This is a genomic window from Kitasatospora phosalacinea (genome assembly GCF_000717185.1).
GTDB lineage: Bacteria > Actinomycetota > Actinomycetes > Streptomycetales > Streptomycetaceae > Kitasatospora > Kitasatospora phosalacinea_A.
Map to the genome: position 1 here is coordinate 1 of NZ_JNYE01000131.1, position 22502 is coordinate 22502.

Sequence of the window (22502 nt, forward strand, 5' to 3'; positions counted from 1 at the left end):
GATGTCGCAATCCACACCGAGCCAGAAGGCCCTCACTCATTTCAAGATCACCACACCGTGAACCCCGTCACCAACCTCCGTGGTCAGTACACCTAGGGCGCGAGCACCACCGTCAGTCCCCGGTACCGGGCCGACCGGCCTGCCCCCCGAGGGAGGGCCGCCGGACGGACCGCCGTTCGTGGGCGGTGCAGGCCCGCATCACGGCGCGCTCCAGCTCGCCGCGGAACTCCTCGATGCTGCCGGGGGCGGCGCTCCGGGGCTGGAGGGAGGGCTTGTCCCGGACGCCGCGGCTGACGGACAGCACGTCGTCGCCGAGTTCGTCGAGCCTCCGCCCGTGGTCGCGGCCCTGCTGGTCCTCGCGGTTCCAGGGCTCGATGACGGCGACCGGGCCGAGGCCCCGCCGGTCCAGCCGGCGCAGCACCTCGGCCCGCCGCCCGTCCAGGAACGCCCACCGGTCGACCAGCAGCACGCAGGGCCGCTCCGGCCGCTCGCCGGTCAGCAGCTGCTCGGCGACCTCCTCGAACTCCCGGACGGTGGGCTGGAAGCCCATGCTGCGGGCGATGTCGGCGGCGTCCTGGGCCAGCGGCCGGGAGGAGTCCGGCCGGTACGGCTGCCAGTCGGTGCGCTGCCGACGTCGACGATCCGCCGGGCCAGCCGCCACACCGCGGTGTGGTACTGGGAGCTGAACGCGGCGATCTTCATCAGCGCGTACAGGCCCTCGGTGGCGTACTCGGCGCCGAAGCTGTCGTGGTCGAACTGGAGTTCCTCCGCCGCCCGGGGCAGCTGGAGGTGCTCCGTGGAGACCCACAGCGCCGGGACGATGCCGGTCGTCCGCTCCGCGGTGGGGCGCCGCTGGTGGACCGAGCGACGGGTGAACAGGTGCCACTCCCGGCCGCACGCCTCGGACTTGAAGTAGCGCGGCGAGTACAGCGGCACGAACACCCGGCAGGTGGCCAGCTCGTGGGAGAGCCGCTCGGCCCACTTCTGGCCCTGGTGCATCGAGCGGTCCATGAAGCCGACCGGGTGCCCGGCCGGCACGTCGGTGATCTGCAGGATCGCCTCGCACAGGTCCTGGTACAGCTTCGCCACCCACAGGTTGGGGTCGGCCGCGCCCCGCGGGCTGATCCGCGGCGTGTGCGCGTAGCTGAGGAAGAAGTACGGCCTGAACTCGTCGCCCTTCCGCCCCGGCGGGGGCTGCGGGAGGGCGGACGGTTCGGGGATCACGACCGGCGGCGCGGCGGGCTCCTCCGCGGGGGCCTCCGACCCGGCAGTCGGCGGTTCCGGTTCCGGGAGGGGCTCCCCGGGGGCCGCGGCTCCGGGGGCGGCCGACTCCGGCACCTCTGGCGCCTCCGTTCCCGGGAACTCCGCCTCGGAAGCGACCGGCTCGGCGGCAGCCGGCTCGGCGGCGGTCGGTCCGGCGGCGGTCGGTCCGGCCGGGCGGCTGCCGAAGGGGGCGCCCCGCGGCACCTTGGCGGCCGGGCCGCTGCCGCCCAGCCAGGCGGGGAACTCGGGCGCGTGGCCGGCGAGGCGGTCGATCTGCCGGTTCACGGCCCGGCGGACCCGGCGCAGTTCGGCGGACGGCAGGGCTTCGGAGAGTGCGGCCCTGACCTCGCTGTCGAAGTCGAACTGCCGCCAGGGCAGCGGCACTTCGGCGGGTTCCTCCTCCCAGGGCCGCATCAGGCCGCCGAGCAGGACCTCGGTGAGCATCGCGGTGCCGATCTCGGTGTCCCCGGCGACGGCGTCCCGCACCAGCCGCATCACCGGGATGCTGAGCGGGGCGAGGACGGCGAAGTGCGCGGCGAGCCGGTAGGCGCCGGGTGAGGCCGCCGCCCGGAACCGGTCGAGGCGGGCGAGCGGCGGCAGGTGGCGGCGGGCGAGCGGGGCGGGGCGCGGGTCGGCGCGCACCAGGAGGTCGAGGCGGGCCTCCTCGTTCCGCGCCGCGAGCAGGGCGGCCCAGTCGGCGAGGTAGGCCGGGGTGAGTTCGAGCACCGGCACGGGCGGTTCGCGGTGCGCGGGGCGGCCGTCGACCCGCCAGCCGGTGTTCGGCCCGCCGGGGCCCGGCACCCGGACCCGGTGGGAGGCGGCGTCGAGGGCCCCGCCGGGCCACAGGCGGCGGGGCAGGGTGTGCAGGACCGCGGTGGGGCCGGCGGCCGCCCAGCGGTCCAGCGCGGTCCGCATCCGGCCGTCGCGCCAGGCGTCGGCGACGCCGTCGGTGACCACCAGGACGAGGGTCCGTCCGGTGGGGTCGCACAGGGAGGCGCCCGGCACGGTGCGGCCGGTCCGGTCGAACGGTGCGGCGCCGACCAGCACGCCGCCGCCGCCCTGGTGGCGGAGCCCGACGGTGCGGACGGTGCGGAAGCCGCCGGTGCGGGTGAGGACCCGTCCGAGTTCGACGACCAGGCGCTGCCACAGCAGCATGGACACGCCGTCGTCGACGGCGAGGACGCAGTCCAACCAGGGTTCGGTGGCGTTCCGGAACACCACGGTCGGCAGGCCCTCCTCCGCCCAGGACGCCACGGTGGCGGTCTCGTCCACCTCGCTGTCGCGCGGTGCCGGGCGGCGGCGGTTGAGCGGGCGCAGGGCCCGGCCGAGCAGGAGTTGCCCGTCGAGCGCCTTGGGGCCCGGGACCCGGACGGAGCCGGCCGGTGCCGAGGGCGAGCGGCCCCGGCCCCGGTCGGGGTCGGCGGCGGCCGAGTGCAGCGGGAGGCGCGGCCGGGGTGCTCCGGGGCCGTCGTCCTGGTCCGGGGGCCGTTCGTCGTCCGGGCTGCCGGGCGCGTCGTCGGGTCCGCCGTCGGGGGCGGGCCGGTGCGCGGCGAGCGGGGCGTCGGGGCCGGTGGGGAGCCGGGTCGAGAGCCAGAGGACGTCGAGCAGTTCGTCGTGGGTCAGGTCCACTCCGGCGGCCCGCAGCACGTCCAGGGCGCGGGTCAGGAGGTCGTCGGACACGGCGCCTCCCGGTCGGCCGCGACGGCTGTCACCCGGTGCCGCCCAGCTGGTGCAGGACGGACTTGACCAGGTGGTCGGCGGACATGTCGAGGCCGGCGCCGCGCAGGTAGACGGCGTTGAGGAGCTGGTCGGTGGCCAGGCCGCCGGCCTCCCGGGCCAGGAAGGTGCGCAGGACGTCCTCGGCCCCGGCCATGGCCTCCGCGCCGAGGTGGGCGGCGACCACCTCGCGCAGCCGGTCCGGGTCCGGGGCGGGCAGGTCGAGCCGTACGCAGCGGCGCAGGAACGCGGCGGGGAACTCGCGTTCCGCGTTGCTGGTGATCACCACGACGGGGAACTCCGTGCAGGTGACGATCCCGCGGGTCACCTCGGCCCGGCCGCCCGGGTCGGCGGTCATGACCCGGTGCCGGGGTTCGTCCTCGGGGAGCCGGGACAGTTCGGGGATCTCGAAGGTGCCGTCCTCGAAGACGGTGAGCAGGTCGTTGGGCAGGTCGGCGTCGCCCTTGTCGAGTTCGTCGACGAGCAGCACCCGGGGCCGCTCCCGGGGGACGAGGGCGGTGCCGAGCGGGCCGAGGCGGACGAACGTGCCGATGCCGGCCTCGTCGCCGCCGAGTTCGCGGGCCAGGTGGCTCTCCCGGAGCCGGCCCACCGCGTCGTAGCGGTAGAGGGCGTCCTGGAGGGTGGAGCGGCTGTTGACGGACCAGCGCAGGACCGGGCCGAGGCTCAGCTCGTGGGCGATGACGCGGGCCAGCGAGGTCTTGCCGGTGCCGGGGTTGCCGGTGACCAGCAGCGGGCGGCGGAGGTGGATCGCCGCGTTGATGACGTCCGCGTGCTCGGCGGTGCCCACGTACCGCTCGGCGGGCCGGTCCGCTTCCGCGCCGAAGCGGCGCCAGCCGGGGGCGGGCGGGAAGGGCGGTTCGTGCGCCACGTGGTCGCCGCGGAACAGGCGCCACCCGGGGGAGTCGGCGGTGCCGCCCTCGGACGGGTCGTCGCTGGTCATGGCGCATCCTCCTGGGTGTCCGGCAAGGGGCGGTCGTCGAAGGGGGTCAGGGTCAGCGAGGGCGGTCCGACCAGGTCCGGGTCCTCCCGGGCGAGGACCGGGCGGAGCGGGTGGTGCTCCCGGGAGCGGTGCGCCTGGACGCGGTACGTGCGCAGGGCCTCCAGCGCCTCGGCCGGGCAGGGGTGGCCCAGGCTCCGGAGCCGGTCGAAGAGTTCGCCGGGCGGAGCCCCGGTGCCGGAGCGGTCCCACAGGACGATCGGGACGCCGAAGCCGAGGCAGGCCGCGGCGAGTTCGGCGCGCCGCTCCGCGGTGCCGCCGTGGATGACCGCCCAGGCCGCGTCGGGGTTCTCCAGCGCTTCCCCGACCACCTGGTCGGCGTCGGTGAACGCCTCGCCGAGGTCGAGCGGCGCGGTGTCGGCGGTGGAGCGCCAGCGCCGCTTGAGTTCGCGCCGGCGCCACTGGGGCGGGTACGCGCTGGGGCCGCCGGTCAGCCGGACGACGAGCGGCGTGTGGGAGCCCAGGGGGTGGGGTCCGCCGGCGGCGGGGGCGGCGGCCGGGGGCCGGTCGGTCCACTCCTCGACGGGCAGCCGCAGGTCGCGCTCGTCCAGGAAGACCTCCACCCGGGGGTCGGTGTCCTGCTCCAGCGCGAGGTCGCCGACCAGGGCCAGGACCGCGGCCGCGACCTGGTGCGGGGGGACGGGGCGGTCGTCGTTCGGGCCGGCCGGGACGGGGCGGCCGTCGCCGTGGTCCGCCCACAGCCCGTACTGGACCCGTCCGGGGGCGGCGGCGGTGTCGTTCTCGTACCGGTTGAGCCGGAGCACCACCCGGGGCGCCCCGGTCGGTGCGGTGGCCGCCCACTCCTCGGCCATCGCCCGGTGCGCGGACAGCCCGGCCGGTGGCACCGCCTGCTTCGTGGCCGCCATCTCCGACCAGTCGCGCAGCCGCTTCCCGTACGGCTCCGCCTCGGGTCGGCGGACCAGCGCGGAGGCCAGGTGCTCGACGTAGCGCAGCAGCGGGCCGGCCAGGCGCGGTGCGGCCCGGCGGGCCTCCAGCTCGTCGACCAGGCGCAGGTAGCGGGCCCGGCCGTGGCCGAGCGGCCCGAGCGGCAGGATCCGGGCGGCGGCCAGCAGCGCGTGGTCGGGCGGGACCGCGCCCGGCGCCTTGGCGTGCAGGTCGTCGAGGATGCCGATCAGCAGGCGGTGCATCAGCGGGGTCAGGACGCCCGGGGCGGCGACGTCGTGGCAGACCTTGAGGAGCTGTTCGGCGGTCCGCTCGTCGCCCTGTTCGAGGAAGTGCTCGAGGAGCGCGGCCGCGGCCCGCGGACGGCCGAGCAGGAGGGCGGCGAACTCGCCGACGCCGGGGGCGGTGCCGTCCCGGCCGGTGGCCAGGCCGAGCTTGTCGCACACCGCCCGGGCGGCCAGGGCCCGGGCCTCCCGGCCGCTGAGCACGGCGTCGAGCAGGCACTCCACCGGGGTGAGGTCCTCGGGTTCGAAGTCGGCGGCGGTCCACCGGTCGGCCCCGGGCAGCGGGAGGTCCCGGAGCAGCGGGACCTCCGCGAGGATCCGCTGCCAGGGGATGACGAAGGTCAGGCCCTCGCCCTTGTCCGGCAGCACGCCGGACACCAGGCCGACGGCGGCCCGGTCCTCCCGGGACCAGAGCGGGCCGCCGCTGTAGCGCGGGCCGATCTTCCGCGGGGTGTCGTCGGACTCCAGGTAGGTGCCCTCGCGCACCACCATCTTCACGGTGGCGTCGACGGCGCTGATCGCCAGGCCGTCGCCCAGCCAGGCGCGCAGCCGCCGGCCGACCGCGAGGTCGCACCAGCGCGGCGCGCGGACGGTCGGCGGCGGCTCCGCGTCCAGGGCGAGGACGGCGAGGTCGCCCTCCCAGGCGGTGTCGGTCGGCAGGACGGCGCGGCCGTCGCGGCGGGCCGGGGGGTTCCACTCGACGACCTCGCCCCGGCCGCGCCCGAGCGCCCGGTCCGCGCCGACGAACCGGACCGCGACGGTGGTGCCGCGGGCGTCGGTGCGGTCCATGAGCTCCCGGCCGCGCGCGGAGTTGACCACGTGGGCGCAGGTCAGCACGTACCGGCCGCCGAGGAAGACCCCGCCGCCGACGACGGTCCTCCTCCCGTCCCGGACGCCGAGCAGCGAGACCAGGCCCGACCGGAACTCGTCCTCGGGGCTCTCCGGGCCGTCGGGGTCCCCGGTGGCCGGGTCGAACCAGCGCATCCCGGTCAGGGAGCCGGGCTGCCGTCGGGCGGGGGCGGCTCGGGCAGCTTCCAGGTCGCCGACACCGTCAGGCTCGCCTCGGCGCTGCCGCCGACGATGCCCAGCTTGAGGTCGGCGCCGAGCTGCACGCCGAACTCGACCGAGAACTCCTGCGGCCGGTCGGGCACCGCCACCAGGGTGTCGTGCACCTCCTGCAGCAGGGGGCGCAGCGGGCTCAGGGCGAGCCGCAGGGCGTCCCGGGAGAGTTCCGCGGCCTGCTGGAGGACGCGCGCCGGGGCGGCCACCGGGACGGCGCCGCCGTAGCCCTCGGGGAGTTCGTCGTCCTCGTCGTACGGGTCGCCCGCGTCGTACAGGTCGCCCGTGCCGTACGGGTCGTCCGCGTCGTTCCCGGGGAGGCCCGGCGGGGCCGCGGCGGGGGGCGTCGGGGCGGGGTAGGTCCGCAGGCGGACGGAGACCCCGGGTTCGAGCTCGAATTCCAGGTATTCGGCCATCGAGCCGATTGTGCTGGACCCGCTGCGGGCGCCACAACCGCTTTGGCGAAACGGAGTTGACGATGCGACAGGGCCGGGGGAGCGTGCGCTCCCCCGGCCCTGCCCGGTGCCGTCCGGCCGGTGTCAGCCGTTCTGCATGACCTCGGGTTCGTGGCGCTTCTGGAAGCGCTGGATCGCGAAGGCCAGGCCGACCGAGATGAGGATGATGACGGTCCAGTTGAGGAACATGATGCCCGCGGAGTGGTCCCAGAGGGTGTCCAGCGGGGCGGTCTCCGGGGGCTTGACCACGACCACCGGGGAGATGTGGGCGAGGTCGAGCGTGTTGCCGCTGGCGGCGACGCCCCAGCGGGCGGGCATCAGCCAGCCGAGCTGCTCCAGGCCGGGCTTGTCGAAGAGCTGGAAGATCGCACCGGTGAAGACCATCTGGACGATGGCGAACATGACCAGCAGCGGCATGGTCTTCTCGGCGGTCTTGACCAGCGAGGAGATCGCCAGGCCGACCATCATCGAGGCGAAGCTGAGCAGGATCACGCCGATCGACATCTCGACCGCGGGCAGGTGCTTGAAGATCAGGCCCTCTTCGGGCAGCTTGCGGACCTTGAACGCGATCGCCGAGATGATGCCGCCCTGCAGGAAGCTGATCGCGCCGAGCACGATGAACTTCGACGCCAGGTACGCGGACCGGGACAGGCCGGTGGCGCGTTCCCGTTCGTAGATCGCGCGTTCCTTGATCAGCTCGCGGACCGAGTTCGCCGAGCCGGACAGGCAGGCGGAGAACGCGACGACCATCAGGATCAGCCGGGCGATGTCGTTGCGGTGCGTCCCGGTGTCGCACGCCGCCAGGCCGCACTTGGAGGGGATCACCGCGGAGACCGCGCCGAGGACCAGGGGCAGGATCAGCGACAGCGCGATGAAGCCCTTGTCGGAGGCGATCACCGACAGGTAGCGGCGGATCAGCGTCCACAGCTGGGAGCCCCAGCTCTGCGGCTTGGGCGGGCGCAGCTGGTTGAGCGCGTTGGGCTGCTGCACCTGGGAGGCCGCGGCGTCCACGTTGGCCGAGTACTGCTGGTGGTGGACGGAGTTGCGGTAGCGGCCGGCCCAGTCGTGGTCCGGGTAGTTCTCGAACGCCTGGAAGACGTCGGCCCAGGTCTCGTAGCCGAAGAAGTGCAGGGCCTCGCCGGGCGGGCCGAAGTAGGCCACCGAGCCGCCGGGGGCCATCACCAGGAGCCGGTCGCAGAGCGCGAGTTCGGCGACCGAGTGGGTGACCACCAGGACGGTGCGGCCGTCGTCGGCCAGGCCGCGCAGGGTCTGCATGACCTCGCGGTCCATGCCCGGGTCGAGGCCGGAGGTGGGCTCGTCCAGGAAGATCAGCGAGGGCTTGGTGAGCAGCTCCAGGGCGACCGAGACGCGCTTCTGCTGGCCGCCGGAGAGCGCGGTGATCCGGTTGTCGGCGCGCTTGTCCAGGCGCAGCTCGTACAGCACCTCGTCGATCCGGCGCTCGCGCTCGGCGGCCTCGGTGTCGCCGGGGAAGCGCAGCCGGGCCGCGTACTTGAGGGCGGTGCGGACGGTGAGTTCCTTGTGCAGGATCTCGGACTGCGGGACGAGGCCGATCCGGGAGCGCAGTTCGGCGAACTGGCGGTACAGGTTGCGGCCGTCGTACAACACGTCGCCGCGGTCGGCGGGGCGGTAGCCGGTGAGGGCGCGCAGCAGGGTGGACTTGCCGGAGCCGGACGGGCCGATCACGGCGACCAGGGACTTCTCCGGGACGGAGAAGCTGACGTCGTTGAGCAGGACCTTCTTGCCGCCCTTGAAGTCGACCTCGACGCTCAGGTGGTGGGCGGAGAAGGAGACCGCGCCGTTGTCGACGAACTCCTGGAGCTGGTCGCCGACCAGCACGAAGGAGGAGTGGCCGACGGTGAGCCGGTCCTGCGGGCCCATCAGCTGGCGGCGGGTCGGCTGGCCGTTGAGGAAGATCCCGTTGTGGCTGCCGAGGTCGACGATCTCCCAGCGGCCGTCCGGGAGCTGGCGCAGCTCGGCGTGGTGGCGGGAGACCTGGAGGTCGGAGACCACGATGTCGTTGTCGAGCGCGCGGCCGATCCGGATGGTGCGGCCGCCGGCCAGGCTGCGGATCATCGTCGGGTTGCCGAGCCCGCCGACCGGGGCGGCCTGCGGCTGCGGCGCGGGCGGCTGGGCCGGGAACTGCTGCTGCTGCGGCACCGGCGGCTGGAACTGCTGCTGCACGGGGGGCTGCGGGAACTGCTGCTGCTGCGGCACCGGCGGCTGGGCCTGCGGGAACTGCTGCTGCTGCTGCGGCACCGGCGGCTGGGCCTGCGGGAACTGCTGCTGCTGCGGCACCGGCGGCTGGGCCTGCGGGAACTGCTGCTGCTGCGGGAAGCCGGGGCGCGGGGTGGGTGCGTCCCAGCCCTGCGGGATCGGCTGCTCGACCGGCGGCGGGCGGTGCCCCTGCGGCGCGGCGGCCGGGCCGGGGCCGAACGGCTGCTGCTGGAACGGGGCCTGGCCCTGCTGCGGGCCCGGGGCCCGGCTGGTGGCGGCCTCGTGGATGCCGCCGCCCTGCGGGGCGGGGGCCGCGGCGGGCGCGGTGAAGGCGAGCCGGGGCCCGTTCTGGCCGTTGCCGAGGTGCACGACGGTGCCGGGGTGGACCGCGCTCTGGGCGACCCGCGCCCCGGCGACGAAGGTGCCGTTGGTGGAGCCGTGGTCGGTGAGCTGCCAGGTGGCGCCGTCGAAGCTCAGGCCGGCGTGCCGCCAGGACACCCGGGCGTCGTCGAACGGGAAGTCCGAGGCCGGGTCACGGCCGATGGTGTAGGCACGGCCGGGTTCGAGTACCCGCTGCCGGCCGTCGATTTCAAGTACGAGTTGCGGCAACTCTCCGCCCGCCCCGCTCTCCGGTCCCCCAGGATGTTGCATCTGACAGGGGGATCATTCCAGCCCCCCCGGCGTACTCGGAAGTCGGGCCGCTGTTCTGTGACCGCCCGGCAACCGGGTCGGGGCCGCGGCCGGACGTTCCGGCGGGCGTCCCACCCCGCGGACGCCCGCGGTCGGGGCGGGGCCGGGCCGGGTAGCGTGGGGGTCACCATGAACGCAACTGATCCGGCCGCCCAGGCCCTTTCCGCCGCGCCGCCCGTGAGCACCGGCGCCGAGCGCACGCTGCTGGTCAAGGTGTTCGGCAAGGACCGTCCCGGCATCACCGCGGGACTGTTCGACCGGCTCGCCGGTTTCGGCGTCGAGGTGATCGACATCGAGCAGGTGGTCACCCGTGGCCGGATAACGCTCTGCGTGCTGGTCACTCCCCCGGCGGCGCCGGGCGCGGAGGGCGCGCTGCGGGTGACGGTGCACCGCTGGGCGGAGGAGCACAAGCTCCAGGCCGAGGTCATCTCCGGCACCGGCGACAACCGGGCGCGCGGCGAGGGCCGTTCGCACGTGACGGTGCTCGGCCACCCGCTGACGGCGGCCGCGGTGGCGGCGCTGTCGGCCCGGGTGTCGGAGGCCGGGGGCAACATCGACCGGGTCTTCCGCCTCGCCAAGTACCCGGTGACGGCCGTGGAGTTGACCATCTCGGGCGTGCCCACCGAGGAGCTGCGCGCGGTGCTGGCGGCGGAGGCCGCGGCCCAGCGGGTGGACATCGCGGTGGTCCGGGCGGGCCTGCACCGCCGGGCCAAGCGCCTGATCGTGATGGACGTGGACTCCACCCTGATCCAGGACGAGGTGATCGAGCTGTTCGCGGCCCACGCGGGCTGCGAGGAGCAGGTCGCCGCGGTGACCGAGCAGGCGATGCGCGGCGAGCTGGACTTCGCCGAGTCGCTGCGCGCCCGGGTCGCGCTGCTGGCCGGGCTGGACGCCGCGATCACCGAGAAGGTCCGCTCCGAGGTCCGGCTGACCCCGGGCGCCCGGACGCTGATCCGGACCCTGAAGCGGCTCGGCTACCAGGTGGCGATCGTCTCCGGCGGGTTCACCCAGGTCACCGACCACCTGGTGGAGCGCCTGGGCCTGGACTTCGCGGCCGCCAACACCCTGGAGATCGCGGACGGGAAGTTCACCGGCCGGGTCACCGGCGAGATCGTCGACCGGGCGGGCAAGGCCCGCTGGCTGGCCCGCTTCGCCGAGCGTGCCGGGGTGCCGCTGGAGCAGACGGTGGCGATCGGCGACGGCGCCAACGACCTCGACATGTTGAACGCGGCCGGCATGGGCATCGCGTTCAACGCCAAGCCGGTGGTCCGCGAGCAGGCCGACACCGCCGTGAACGTGCCGTTCCTGGACACCGTGCTGTACCTGCTCGGGGTGACCCGCGAGGAGGTCGAGGCCGCCGACGAGCTCGACGGCGCACCCACCGGCGACTGAGACCCGCCCGGAACGACAACGACGGCGGCGGCGGAGGGACGGGGCCCTGCCCCCGTCCCTCCGCCGCCGTCGTTCGGTCGTCCTGCGGCGTTCAGCCCTGCGGCGTTCGGTCCTGCGGCGTTCAGTCCTGCGGCATGAAGTACGAGTCGAGCCGGGCCACGCCGGGCTCGACCAGCTTCCACGGGCCCGCGAGGCTGAGCACGGCCACCGCGGCGGGCGGGAAGCCGTTCAGGCGCAGCCGGTTGAGCGCCTCGGTGTCGCCCTCGTCCCCGGCCAGCACCTGGGTGAGGCCGAGCACGCCCGGGTTGTGGCCGACCAGCAGCAGGTCGGCGTGGTCCTCGGGGGTCTCCTGGATGACCTCGATCAGCCGGCCCGGCTGGGCCTCGTACACCCGGTCCTCGTAGACGGTCTTCCGGGCCCGCTTGGGCAGCTCGTGGGCGACCAGCTTCCAGGTCTCCCTGGTCCGCAGCGCGGTGGAGCACAGCACGTGGTCGGGGTTGACCCCGGAGTCCGCCAGCCAGCGGCCCGCGTCGGTGGCCTGGCCGCGGCCGCGGTCGGCGAGCGGGCGGTCGTGGTCGCTGACCTGGTTGGGCCAGTCGGCCCGGGCATGGCGGAGGACGATGATCCTACGAGGGGTGTCGGCGCTCATACCCCTAGAGCTTCGCAGAAAACCGCCGCCCGGTCGCGTGGTCCGGGAAGCTGCCACCCCTGCGGGTGGTGGCGGCCCGGAAGCGGCACCGGAACGGCGGTTCGGCGTCGTACGTGCGCCTCGGCGGCCGGGCGGGCAGCGCCGGGCGGGCGGGCGGGCGTCGGGCGGGCAGCGCCGGGCCAGGCCGACCAGCATCTGCGGCACCAGCAGCAGCGCCAGCAGGCCCAGCGGCAGGTACCACTGGCCGGTGCTCTGGTAGAGCGCGCCCATCAGGATCGGGCCCGGGATGGAGATCAGGTAGCCCAGGCTCTGCGCGAACGCGGACAGCTGGGCCACCCCGCCGGGGGTGCGGGCGCGCAGGCCGAGCATGGTCAGCGCCAGCGGGAACGCGCACATCGACAGGCCGACCAGGACCGCCCACAGCCAGGAGACCGTCCCGGCCGCGAACATCAGCCCGAGGAAGCCGGCGATCCCGCACAGGCCGAGCACCACCACGTACAGCCGCTGGTCGCCGCGGCGGGCCGCCAGGTTCGGCAGCAGGAAGGAGACCGGCACGCTGACCGCCATCACCACGGCCAGCAGCACGCCGGACGCGGACTCCGACACCCCGGCGTCGTGGTAGATCTTCGGCAGCCAGCCCATCGCGCCGTACGCGCTGGTCGACTGCAGGCCGAAGAACGCGGCGAGCGCCCACGCGGTGCGGCTGCGCAGGATCGGCAGCTTCGCCTGGACGGGCGCCGGGGCCGCCGCGGCCGGGCCGGGCCGCTCCCGGCGCAGGAACAGCACCACCAGCCAGACCGCCAGCGCGGCCACCGCGAGCAGGCCCCAGACGCCCAGGCCTAGCCGCCAGCTGCCGCCCATCGCGTCCGTCAGCGGGACGGTGGTGGCGGCGGCCAGCGAGGTGCCCACCGACAGCGCCATCGAGTACAGGCCGATCATCGGCGCGACCCGGTCCGGGAAGTACCGCTTGATCACCACCGGCAGCAGCACGTTCGCCAGCGCCACCCCGGCCAGCGCCACCGCGGTCAGCAGCAGGAACACCGCGGCGGAGCCGGTGAAGGAGCGGGCCAGCACGCCCGCCGCGATCGCGGCCATGGCGCCCGTCACCACGGCGACCGGGCCCACCCGGCGGGCCAGGCCCGGCGCGCAGAAGCCCAGCAGCGCGAAGCACAGCGGCGGCACCGCGGCCAGCAGCCCGGCCGCGGTGGCGCTCATCCCGAGGCCCTCGCGGACCGGGTCGAGCAGCGCGCCGAGGCTGGTCACCACGGGGCGCAGGTTCACCGCGGCGGCGGCCACCGCGACGGCCAGCAGGACGGCGGCGGCGTTCCGGGCCGCCGGGGCGGCCGTCGTGGGGGGAGCGGCAGGAGCGGTGGGCGGAGTGTCCGGACGGCGGCTCTCGGTGGCGGAGGGGTCCGCTGCGGTAGGCATAGCGTAATCATAGAATCATGGGATGACTCGCTGCACCCCGGTATCCTGATGACGTAGACCACAGAAGGAGCACCTGCCTTGGCGCTGTCGACCACTCGCCGCACCCCGCTCTCCGACCAGGTGATCGCCCAGCTCCGGGCCCAGATCACCTCCGGCGAGTGGCCGGTGGGATCGCGCATCCCCACCGAAGCGGAGCTCGTCGACCTGCTCGGCGTCGCCCGCAACACCGTCCGCGAGGCGGTCCGGGCCCTCGCCCACAACGGGCTGCTCGACATCCGCCAGGGCTCCGGCACCTACGTCCTGGCCACCAGCGAGCTCGCGGGCGTCATGCACCGCCGCTTCGCCGACGCCGACCAGGACCAGGTCGCCGAGCTGCGCTCCACCCTGGAGACCTCCGCGGCGGGCTTCGCGGCCCTCCGCCGCACCCCGCGCGACCTCGAACTCCTCGACGCCGCGCTCGCCCGCCGGGACGCCGCCTGGCACTCCGGCGTCCCCGAGGACTTCATCCAGGCCGACGCCGCGTTCCACCAGGCGGTGGTCGCCGCCGCCCACAACGACGTCCTCGCCGCCGTCTACGCCGACCTCGGCGAGGTCCTGCGCGCCCACCTGCGCCACGACGTCGGCCCCGACCTGCTCCCGCACCGCTGGGTCCCGCACGCCGGGATCCTCACCGCGATCCGCGACGGCGACCCGGAGAAGGCCGCCGAGGAGGCGGGCCGCGCCATCGGCTTCTGCAAGACGGAGACCCTCTGAACCGACAGGGGGGAACAGGGCAGGGGCTCGGGGAACGGCGAGCCCGGGTCTGCTGCCGGTTCACTGCCGTCGCGCGCACCTGCTTCCGGTTCCCTCGAAGACACGCAGCGGCACGGACCCGCCGTTCCCCGGGCCCCGAGGGCGAAAACGCGAGGCGCGGCCTCCCCCGGAAGGGGAGGCCGCGCCCGTGGGTGGAGCAGCTCGGAGCGGAGCGCTCACGCGCCGATCGCGTGCAGCCCGCCGTCGACGTGGACGATCTCGCCGGTGGTCTTCGGGAACCAGTCGCTCAGCAGCGCGACGACGCCGCGGCCGGCCGGCTCCGGGTCGGAGAGGTCCCACTTGAGCGGGGAGCGGGAGTCCCAGGTCGCGGCGAGGTCGGAGAAGCCGGGGATGGACTTCGCGGCCATCGACCCGATCGGGCCGGCCGAGACCAGGTTGCACCGGATGTCGCGCGAGCCGAGGTAGCGGGCGAGGTACCGGTTGGTGGACTCCAGGGCGGCCTTCGCCGGGCCCATCCAGTCGTACTGCGGCCAGGCGTACTGCGCGTCGAAGGTCAGGCCGACCACCGAGCCGCCGTCCTGCATGAGCGGGAGCAGCGCCGTGGTGAGCGACTTGAACGAGTACGCGGAGACGTGCATCGCGGTGGCGACGGACTCCCACGGGGTGTCGAGGAAGTTGCCGCCGAGGGCGTCCTGCGGCGCGAAGCCGATGGAGTGGACGATGCCGTCGAGGGTGGGCAGGTGCTCGCGGACCTGGTCGGCGATGCCGGCCAGCTGCTCCGGGTTGGAGACGTCGAGCTCCAGGACCTTGACGGGCTCGGGGAGCTTCTTGGCGATGCGCTCGGTGAGGCTGGGCCGGGGGAAGGCGGTGAGGATGATCTCGGCGCCCTGCTCCTGGGCGAGCTTCGCGGTGTGGAAGGCGATGGAGGACTCCATCAGCACGCCGGTGATCAGGATGCGCTTGCCTTCGAGAATTCCAGTCATGGTCAGTGACCCATGCCCAATCCGCCGTCGACGGGGATGACGGCTCCGGTGATGTACGCGGCCTCGTCGGAGGCCAGGAACCGCACGGCCGAGGCGATCTCGGCGGGGGCGGCGTAACGGCCCAGCGGGACGCCGGAGACGATCTCCTGGCGGCGCTCCTCGCTGAGCACGGCGGTCATGTCGGTGTCGACGAAGCCCGGCGCGACCACGTTGACGGTGATGCTGCGCGAGCCGAGCTCGCGGGCGAGGGAGCGGGCGAAGCCGACCAGGCCGGCCTTGGAGGCGGCGTAGTTGACCTGCCCGGCGGAGCCGCTGAGGCCGACGACGGAGGAGATCAGCACGACCCGGCCCTTGCGGGCGCGCAGCATCTTCGCGGCGGCGCGCTTGACGACGCGGAAGGTGCCGGTGAGGTTGGTGTCCAGGACGGAGGTGAAGTCGTCCTCGGACATGCGCAGCAGCAGGGTGTCCTTGGTGATGCCCGCGTTGGCGACCAGGACCTCGACCGGGCCGTGGGCGGCCTCGATCTCGGTGAAGGCGGCGTCGACCTGCGCGGCGTCGGTGATGTCCGCCCGGACGGCGAGGACGTCGTACTTGGCGAGTTCCGCCGGGACCTCGCCGTTGCGGCTGGTGATGGCGACCTTGTCGCCCGCCTCGGCGAAGCCCTGGGCGATCGCCAGGCCGATGCCCCGGTTGCCTCCGGTGACCAGTACCGAGCGGCTCAAAGGTCCACCTCATTCTCTCGACGTGCGTCCGATGTGCGTGCGCGGCTGCGCGCACCCCACCAGCGACGCTATCGGTAGGGTGCGAGCTCGGGCGAAGCGGCCTCCCACAGGGGCGTCCGGCGAGAACTGTCGTATCTCCACAAGTGGGGGTGCCGGAGGGACGGGGAACGCCGGGCCGGTGGCGGGCGTTGCCCCCAGGGCGTTCCCGGAGAGGCCGGGGCGCCGAGGCGATGCGAGCCGATCGGAGCGGACGCGATGAGTGGTGCACACCCTGGCCGGACGGGCCGCCGCAGGCTTGCGGCACTGGCGGCGCTGGCGCTGGCGGGCGCGGCGGCCTGGGCGCTGCGCGAGGTGCCGGCCCAGTTCGGGCGGCGGCCGGACGCGTCGGACCCGCGGGTGCGGGCGTCCCCGCAGTACCGCGACGGGGTGTTCCACAACGCGCCGTCCGAGGTCGCGCAGGGCGCCCCGGGCCGGCCCGACGCGGGGACGCTGCGCCGGATGCTGTTCGAGAAGGAGGGCCGGGTGCCGACCGCGCCGGTGCCGCTGGCTGTGCCGGAGGTGCCGGAGGCGTCGGGCGGGGCGCCCGGGGGCGTCGCGGTGACGTGGTTCGGGCACGCCTCGGCGCTGCTGGAGCTGGACGGCTGCCGGGTGCTGGTGGACCCGATCTGGTCGGACCGCTGCTCGCCCTCGCAGCTGACCGGCCCCAAGCGGCTGCACCCGGTGCCGGTGGAGCTGGCCGAGCTGCCGCAGGTGGACGCGGTGCTGATCTCGCACGACCACTACGACCACCTGGACATGGCCACGGTGCGCCGCCTGGTCCGGCTGCAGTCGGCGCCGTTCGCGGTGCCACTGGGCATCGGCGGCCACCTGCGCCGCTGGGGCGTGCCGGAGCACCGGATCATCGAGCTGGACTGGGACGAGACCTGCACGCTCGGCGAGCTGTCGCTGACGCTGACCGCCGCGCACCACTTCTCCGGCCGCAGCCTGGCCCGGAACACCACGCTGTGGGGCTCCTGGGTGGTGGCGGGCCCGGAGCGGAAGGTGTTCTTCACCGGCGACTCCGGCTACTTCGAGGGCTTCGCCCGGATCGGCGAGCAGCACGGCCCGTTCGACGCGGCGCTGATGGCGATCGGCGCGTACGACCCGGCCTGGGCGGACATCCACCTCAACCCGGAGGAGGCGGTGCGGGCGCACCTGGAGCTGCGCGGCGGCCTGCTGCTGCCGATCCACTGGTGCACCTTCAACCTGGCGCCGCACCCGTGGGCGGAGCCGGTGGAACGGCTGCTCGCGGAGGCGAAGGCGCAGGGCGTGGCGCTGGCGGTGCCGCGCCCGGGGCAGCGGGTGGAGGTCGCCAACCCGCCGGAGCTGGACGGCTGGTGGGAGGCGCTGTCGTAGCCCGCCCCTGACGGGTCGTCAGCGCGGCGCGGCGAATATTGGCTGGCCGTACGCCCTGCGGACGGGGATGATGCGAGCGGGTGCGCCCTCGGCCGGGGGCGGCCCGCCGCGCCCGACCCTCGACCCAGGGAGCCCGATGCCCCCCTCCGCGCTGGATCCTCAGTTCCTCTCCTACCCGTTGCGCCCGCTGGCGGACGCGGCCCTGTCCCGGGCCCGGCAGCTGGGGGTGTCGCACGCCGACTTCCGCCTGGAGCGGGTCCGTTCGGCGTCCTGGCGGCTGCGGGACGCCCGGCCGGCCGGCTCCTCGGACACGGTGCAGCTGGGCTTCGCCGTCCGCGTCCTGCTGGACGGGGCGTGGGGCTTCGCCGCGGGGGTCGATCTGACCCCGGAGGCGGCGGTGGCGGTGGCCGAGCAGGCGGTGGCGGTGGCCCGGCTGTCGGGCGGGATCAGCCGGGCGGCGGGTTCGGGCGAGCGGGTCGAGCTGGCCCCGGAGCCGGTGTACCCGTCCGCCGAGTGGGTCTCCGCGTACGAGGTGAACCCGTTCGACGTGCCGGACGCGGAGAAGACCGGCCTGCTGGCCGAGTGGTCCGCCCGGCTGCTGGCCGCCGACGGCGTGTCGCACGTGTCGGCGGCGGTGCTGACGGTGCAGGAGAACAAGTTCTACGCGGACACCGCGGGCACCGTGACGACCCAGCAGCGGGTGCGCCTGCACCCCTGGCTGGAGGCCACCAGCGTGGACGAGCGCACCGGCGCGTTCGACTCGATGCGCACCATCGCCCCTCCGGCGGGGCGCGGTTGGGAATATCTCGTGGGGGCCCGGGGGTCATCCCCCGAAGACCGCAGCCTGCGCGGGGTCGGCTGGGACTGGGACGCCGAACTGGCCGAGCTGCCCGAGCTGCTGGCGCAGAAGATGCGGGCGCCGAGCGTCGCCGCGGGCCGCTACGACCTGGTGGTCGACCCGTCCAACCTGTGGCTGACCATCCACGAGTCGATCGGCCACGCCACCGAGCTGGACCGCGCGCTGGGCTACGAGGCCGCCTACGCGGGCACCTCCTTCGCCACCTTCGACCGGCTGGGCAGCCTGCAGTACGGCTCCGAGCTGATGCACGTCACCGGCGACCGGACGGCCGAGCACGGCCTGGCCACCATCGGCTACGACGACGAGGGCGTCGCCACCCAGTCCTGGGACCTGATCCGCGACGGCGTCCTGGTCGGGTACCAACTCGACCGCCCGATGGCCCAGCTGAAGGGCTTCGGCCGCTCCAACGGCTGCGCCTACGCCGACTCCCCGGCGCACGTGCCGGTGCAGCGGATGGCCAACGTCTCGCTCCAGCCGGCCGCCGACGGGCCGGACACCTCCGGCCTGGTCTCGCAGGTGGAGAACGGGCTGTACATCGTCGGCGACCGCTCCTGGTCGATCGACATGCAGCGCTACAACTTCCAGTTCACCGGCCAGCGCGCCTACGCCATCCGGGGCGGCGAACTCGCGGGCCAGGTCAAGGACTTCGCCTACCAGGCCACCACCACCGACTTCTGGGGCTCGATGAGCGCCGTCGGCGGCCCGCAGACGTACGTGCTCGGCGGGGCCTTCAACTGCGGCAAGGCCCAGCCGGGCCAGGTCGCCGCGGTCAGCCACGGCTGCCCGTCCGCGCTGTTCCGCCAGGTCAACGTGCTCAACACCCAGCAGGAGGCGGGTCACTGATGTCCCTCACGCACCCCCACGAGCTGGTGGAACGCGCCCTCGAGCTCTCCCGCGCCGACGGCTGCGTGGTGATCGCCGACGAGGAGTCCACCGCCAACCTGCGCTGGGCCGGCAACGGTCTCACCACCAACGGCGTCACCCGCGGCCGCCGCCTCACCGTGGTCGCCACCGTGGACGGCGCCACCGGCACCGCCTCCGGCGTGGTCGCCCAGGAGGCCGTCACGCTCGACGGGGTCGAGCAGCTGGTGCGCGCCGCCGAGGCCGCCGCCCGGGCCGCCGAGCCCGCCGAGGACGCCCAGCCGCTGATCGCGGGCCGGGCGGCCGACCCGCGCTTCACCGAGGCCCCGGAGACCACCGACATCGGCGTGTTCGCCTCCTTCGCCCCCGCCCTCGGCGAGGCCTTCGCCCGGGCCCGGGCGGGCGGCGAGCTGCTGTACGGCTTCGCCCGGCACGAGTGCACCACCTCCTACCTGGGCAGCTCCACCGGCCTGCGGCTGCGCCACGACCAGCCCACCGGCACCGTCGAGCTGAACGCCAAGACCGCCGACCTGTCCGGCTCCGCCTGGGCCGGCGCCGCGACGCGGGACTTCGCCGACGTCGACGTCACCGCCCTGCACACCGACCTGACCCGCCGCCTCGGCTGGGGCCGCAAGAAGGTCGACCTGCCCGCCGGGCGCTACGAGACGCTGCTGCCGCCCTCGGCCGTCGCCGACCTGATGGTCTACCTCTCCTGGTCGGCCGGCGCGCGGGACGCGGTGGAGGGGCGCTCGGTGTTCTCCCGGACGGGCGGGGGGACCCGGGTTGGCGAGCGGCTCAGCCCGCTGCCGCTCACCCTGCGCTCCGACCCGGCCGAGCCCGGGCTGCAGGCCGCCCCGTTCGTGCTCGCCCACTCCTCCGGCGAGAACGACTCGGTGTTCGACAACGGCTCCCCGCTGGCCGCCACCGACTGGCTGCGCGAGGGCCGCCTGGCCAACCTGCTCACCACCCGGCACTCCGCGGGCCTGGCCGGCCTCCCGCTCACCCCGCCGATCGACAACCTGGTGCTGGAGACCTCCGCCCCCGGCGCGCCCACGCTGGAGGAGATGGTCGCCCGCACCGAGCGCGGCCTGCTGCTGACCTGCCTGTGGTACATCCGCGAGGTCGACCCGGCCACCCTGCTGCTCACCGGCCTCACCCGGGACGGCGTCTACCTGGTCGAGGACGGCGAAGTGGTCGGCGCCGTCAACAACTTCCGCTTCAACGAGTCCCCGGTCGACCTGCTCGGCCGGATCACCGAAGTGGGCCGCACCGAACGCTGCCTGCCCCGCGAGTGGGGCGACTGGTTCACCCGGGCCGCGATGCCGCCCGTCCGGGTGTCCGACTTCAACATGAGCTCGGTCAGCCAGGCCTCCTGAGCCGGCCCGGAACCCCGGGGGGACCCCGATGGACGAGAAACGCACCGTGAAGACGTCGAAGATGCTCTCCCGCATCCTGCGGCACGACCCGGGCGCCGTCGGGGTCACCCTGGACGGGGCGGGCTGGGTCGGCGTCGACGCCCTGCTCGACGCCCTGGCCCGGCACCGCCGCCCGCTGAGCCGCGCCGAACTGGACCACGTCGTCGCCACCAACAACAAGCGCCGCTTCGCCTACTCCGAGGACGGCCGCTCGATCCGCGCCAGCCAGGGCCACACGGTCGAGGTCGACCTCGGCCTGCCCGCCGCCACCCCGCCCGACGTGCTCTTCCACGGCACCGCCGAGCGGACGCTGCGGTACATCCTGGCCGAGGGCCTGCGCCCGATGAACCGGCAGGACGTCCACCTCTCCGCGGACACCGAGACCGCCGTCAAGGTCGGCTCCCGGCACGGCCGCCCCGTCGTCCTGGAGGTCGACGCGGCGGCGATGGCCCTGGCCGGGCACGAGTTCCGGGTGTCCGCGAACGGCGTCTGGCTCACCGACGCCGTCCCCGTCCGGTACCTGCGCCGCACCCCCTGAGGCCCCGCCCGGACCGCGCCGCGCGCCGAGCGGACCCGGGTGGGTCCGACCGGCGTCAGCGGGGTTACGGTGGTCGACCGTGGGGGCCGAACCGACCCGAGGAATGGATGGGGACGACATGCCCAAGAACGCGGACGACGGCCAGGTCTTCCGGATCACCGGGGCCCGCAGCAGCCTGAGCGAGGACGTCCGGGGGCGGCAGCGCCGCTACGTCGTCTCGATGCTGATCCGCACCGCCTGCGTCCTGCTCGCCGTGATCCTCTGGGACGTCCAGCGCTGGCTCGCGTTCGTCGCGCTGGCCGGCGGCATCCTGCTGCCCTACTTCGCCGTCCTGATCGCCAACGCGGGCCGCGAGCGCGCGCCCGGCCTGCCCTCGACCTTCGCCTTCGCCCCCGACACCCCGCTGATGCTCGGCCCCGGCGGCCGGGGCGGCGGCGCGGGCGGCGGCGCGGGTGCGGGTGCGGGCGGCGGCACGGGCAGTGGCGCGGGCAGCGGCTCGGCGACCGGCGAGAACCGGCCACAGAGCTGAGAATCCCTCAATCATCACGTCCGATATGCTCGTTGATGTGATGGTATGACCGTCCGAAAGCTCAGACGATCCTCAAATTAATCACCGGACAGGCCCACCCGCAGCCCTCCCGCCGTGCCATACTTCCTTAGCGCTCCGCATCCCCCGTCGGAGCGACAGACCGACGCCGGGCAGCTCCCCCCGTGGCTGCCCGGCGTCGTCATGCCCGGGCATAGGATCGACCCCATGGACACCGCGCACCCCCTCTTCGGCACCCCCACCGGCCCCGACGGCCCCGGCGGCCCCCCGAAGTGCTCCGCCAAGGGCTGCCGCGACCTCGCCACCTGGTCCCTGCTGTGGAACAACCCCAAGCTCCACACCCCCGACCGCCGCAAGACCTGGCTCGCCTGCGACACCCACCGCGACCCCCTCAGCCAGTTCCTCGCCGTCCGCGGCTTCCTCAAGGAGACCGAGCCCTTCTCGGAGCCCTCCGCGGAATGAGACGGTCGGCCTCCCCCCGCGGGCAGTAGCGTCGACCCCGTCCGGTCGGCACGACAGCAGTGGGGGAACGCAACGGCACGCGCTCCGAGGCGGACGTCCCGCCCGGAGGCACTGCGCCACCGCACCGGCTCCCGGTCCGTCGGACGCCGGGTGACTCCGACGTGCGGTACGCGCTGCGCGAGCACCTGCGTGAGCTGACGGCCTCCCCCGTCGCCGACCGGGCTGCCGCCGCGCTCGCCCTGCTCGGCTGAACGGCCGACCCAGGCCGGCTCGGGCTGGCCCGGGTCGACCCCCGCCCCGCTTTACGGCATGGGCATGGCGAAAGTCGCAGGTCACGGGGTGGTTTCTCGCGACACGATCCATTGACAGGGGCTCGAACCCGCTGCTGGAATGGCGGCGCCCAGTATGGGAGCGCTCCCATATCACTGGCTTCGCATCCCATTTCGGCCCGGCCCTGCCGCCGGTTGCCCTCGTTCGGGAGATCCGCCATGCACGACTTGCCTGCCCGCAGTGCCGCTGCCGTCCTCACGCGGGCGGAGGTGGCCCGGTGAGCGAGATCGGCGAGGCCGTGGCGCGGCTGTGGACGGAGGCCGTGGGGGCCGCCCCGGCCGGGCCGGAGGTGGAGTTCTTCGAAGCGGGCGGGACGTCGCTCGCGCTGGTGCAGTTCCTGGCGGGGGTGCAGGACGTCTACGGGGTGGAGCTGCCGCTGGACCGCCTGTTCACCGAGGGGTTCACCCCCGCCGGTGCCGCCTCCGCGGTCGAGCAGGCGCTGCTCGAATCCGCCGACATCGCCGAACTCACGGCGCTGGAGGCAGAGTTGGACGGCCTGAGCGACGAAGAGATCCGCGCGCTGCTGGCCGAGGAGGCGTAGCGCC

General features: G+C 74.6%; 18 protein-coding genes and 1 pseudogene. 9 read left to right on the forward strand and 10 right to left on the reverse strand.

Features of this window, described 5'->3' with window-relative positions:
* Window positions 1-112 precede the first annotated feature (112 nt).
* The 6 genes from fsxC to OO57_RS34730 form a co-directional block, all read right to left on the reverse strand.
* Window positions 113-583, reverse strand: coding sequence for an FxsC protein (fsxC, locus tag OO57_RS41815; RefSeq protein WP_234337642.1), 471 nt, complete (start codon window positions 581-583; stop codon window positions 113-115).
* Window positions 496-2943 carry a TIR-like protein FxsC gene (locus OO57_RS34710; RefSeq protein ID WP_051778639.1) on the reverse strand — a complete coding sequence of 816 codons (2448 nt, stop codon included), beginning with the start codon at window positions 2941-2943 and terminating at the stop codon, window positions 496-498. The genes fsxC and OO57_RS34710 overlap by 88 nt, the downstream gene beginning before the upstream one ends.
* Before the next feature lie 28 nt (window positions 2944-2971).
* A complete protein-coding gene (locus tag OO57_RS34715; protein ID WP_051778640.1) occupies window positions 2972-3940 on the reverse strand; it encodes an AAA family ATPase in 969 nt (322 codons plus the stop codon).
* Window positions 3937-6168 (reverse strand): trypsin-like peptidase domain-containing protein, encoded by a 2232-nt coding sequence (locus OO57_RS34720; protein ID WP_033256773.1) that lies wholly within the window; start codon window positions 6166-6168, stop codon window positions 3937-3939. The genes OO57_RS34715 and OO57_RS34720 overlap by 4 nt, the downstream gene beginning before the upstream one ends.
* Before the next feature lie 5 nt (window positions 6169-6173).
* A complete protein-coding gene (locus OO57_RS34725; RefSeq protein ID WP_234337638.1) occupies window positions 6174-6659 on the reverse strand; it encodes a CU044_2847 family protein in 486 nt (161 codons plus the stop codon).
* 123 nt (window positions 6660-6782) lie between these two features.
* Window positions 6783-9584 (reverse strand): FHA domain-containing protein, encoded by a 2802-nt coding sequence (locus OO57_RS34730; protein WP_051778641.1) that lies wholly within the window; start codon window positions 9582-9584, stop codon window positions 6783-6785.
* 168 nt (window positions 9585-9752) lie between these two features.
* On the opposite strand from OO57_RS34730, the gene serB reads away from it, so the two are divergent.
* Window positions 9753-11015, forward strand: coding sequence for a phosphoserine phosphatase SerB (serB, locus tag OO57_RS34735; protein WP_033256790.1), 1263 nt, complete (start codon window positions 9753-9755; stop codon window positions 11013-11015).
* A 121-nt stretch (window positions 11016-11136) separates the two neighbouring features.
* Here the strand turns inward: serB and OO57_RS47485 are convergent, their stop codons facing one another.
* On the reverse strand, window positions 11137-11859 hold the full coding sequence (locus tag OO57_RS47485) for a SixA phosphatase family protein (protein WP_418909936.1): 723 nt from the start codon (window positions 11857-11859) through the stop codon (window positions 11137-11139).
* Window positions 11845-13092, reverse strand: a pseudogene (locus OO57_RS47490) (CynX/NimT family MFS transporter); the annotation flags it as partial. The gene OO57_RS47485 and the pseudogene OO57_RS47490, both read right to left, overlap by 15 nt.
* 78 nt (window positions 13093-13170) lie before the next feature.
* Here OO57_RS47490 and OO57_RS34745 point away from each other — a divergent pair.
* Window positions 13171-13845 carry a FadR/GntR family transcriptional regulator gene (locus OO57_RS34745; protein WP_033256775.1) on the forward strand — a complete coding sequence of 225 codons (675 nt, stop codon included), beginning with the start codon at window positions 13171-13173 and terminating at the stop codon, window positions 13843-13845.
* A gap of 215 nt (window positions 13846-14060) precedes the next feature.
* On the opposite strand, the gene fabI is transcribed toward OO57_RS34745, so the two are convergent.
* A complete protein-coding gene (gene fabI, locus OO57_RS34750) occupies window positions 14061-14828 on the reverse strand; it encodes an enoyl-ACP reductase FabI (protein WP_033256776.1) in 768 nt (255 codons plus the stop codon).
* 2 nt (window positions 14829-14830) lie between these two features.
* A complete protein-coding gene (gene fabG, locus OO57_RS34755) occupies window positions 14831-15550 on the reverse strand; it encodes a 3-oxoacyl-[acyl-carrier-protein] reductase (protein ID WP_033256777.1) in 720 nt (239 codons plus the stop codon).
* 255 nt (window positions 15551-15805) lie between these two features.
* Between fabG and OO57_RS34760 the strand changes: the two genes are divergently transcribed.
* From OO57_RS34760 to OO57_RS44370, 7 genes are all read left to right on the forward strand, one after another.
* Window positions 15806-16945, forward strand: a complete 1140-nt coding sequence (locus OO57_RS34760; RefSeq protein WP_033256778.1) for an MBL fold metallo-hydrolase — start codon at window positions 15806-15808, stop codon at window positions 16943-16945.
* A 136-nt stretch (window positions 16946-17081) separates the two neighbouring features.
* The gene (locus OO57_RS34765; RefSeq protein WP_033256779.1) at window positions 17082-18647 is read left to right on the forward strand and encodes a TldD/PmbA family protein; all 1566 of its coding nucleotides are present in this window, start codon (window positions 17082-17084) and stop codon (window positions 18645-18647) included.
* Window positions 18647-20041, forward strand: a complete 1395-nt coding sequence (locus OO57_RS34770; RefSeq protein ID WP_033256780.1) for a metallopeptidase TldD-related protein — start codon at window positions 18647-18649, stop codon at window positions 20039-20041. Before OO57_RS34765 ends, OO57_RS34770 begins: the two co-directional genes overlap by 1 nt.
* 28 nt (window positions 20042-20069) lie before the next feature.
* Window positions 20070-20618 (forward strand): RNA 2'-phosphotransferase, encoded by a 549-nt coding sequence (locus OO57_RS34775; protein WP_033256781.1) that lies wholly within the window; start codon window positions 20070-20072, stop codon window positions 20616-20618.
* 118 nt (window positions 20619-20736) lie between these two features.
* Window positions 20737-21147, forward strand: a complete 411-nt coding sequence (locus OO57_RS34780) for a DUF3099 domain-containing protein (protein WP_033256782.1) — start codon at window positions 20737-20739, stop codon at window positions 21145-21147.
* 225 nt (window positions 21148-21372) lie between these two features.
* On the forward strand, window positions 21373-21627 hold the full coding sequence (locus tag OO57_RS34785) for a hypothetical protein (protein ID WP_033256783.1): 255 nt from the start codon (window positions 21373-21375) through the stop codon (window positions 21625-21627).
* Window positions 21628-22174: 547 nt separating this feature from the next.
* Window positions 22175-22498, forward strand: a complete 324-nt coding sequence (locus tag OO57_RS44370) for a phosphopantetheine-binding protein (RefSeq protein WP_033256784.1) — start codon at window positions 22175-22177, stop codon at window positions 22496-22498.
* The last annotated feature ends 4 nt before the right edge of the window (window positions 22499-22502 follow it).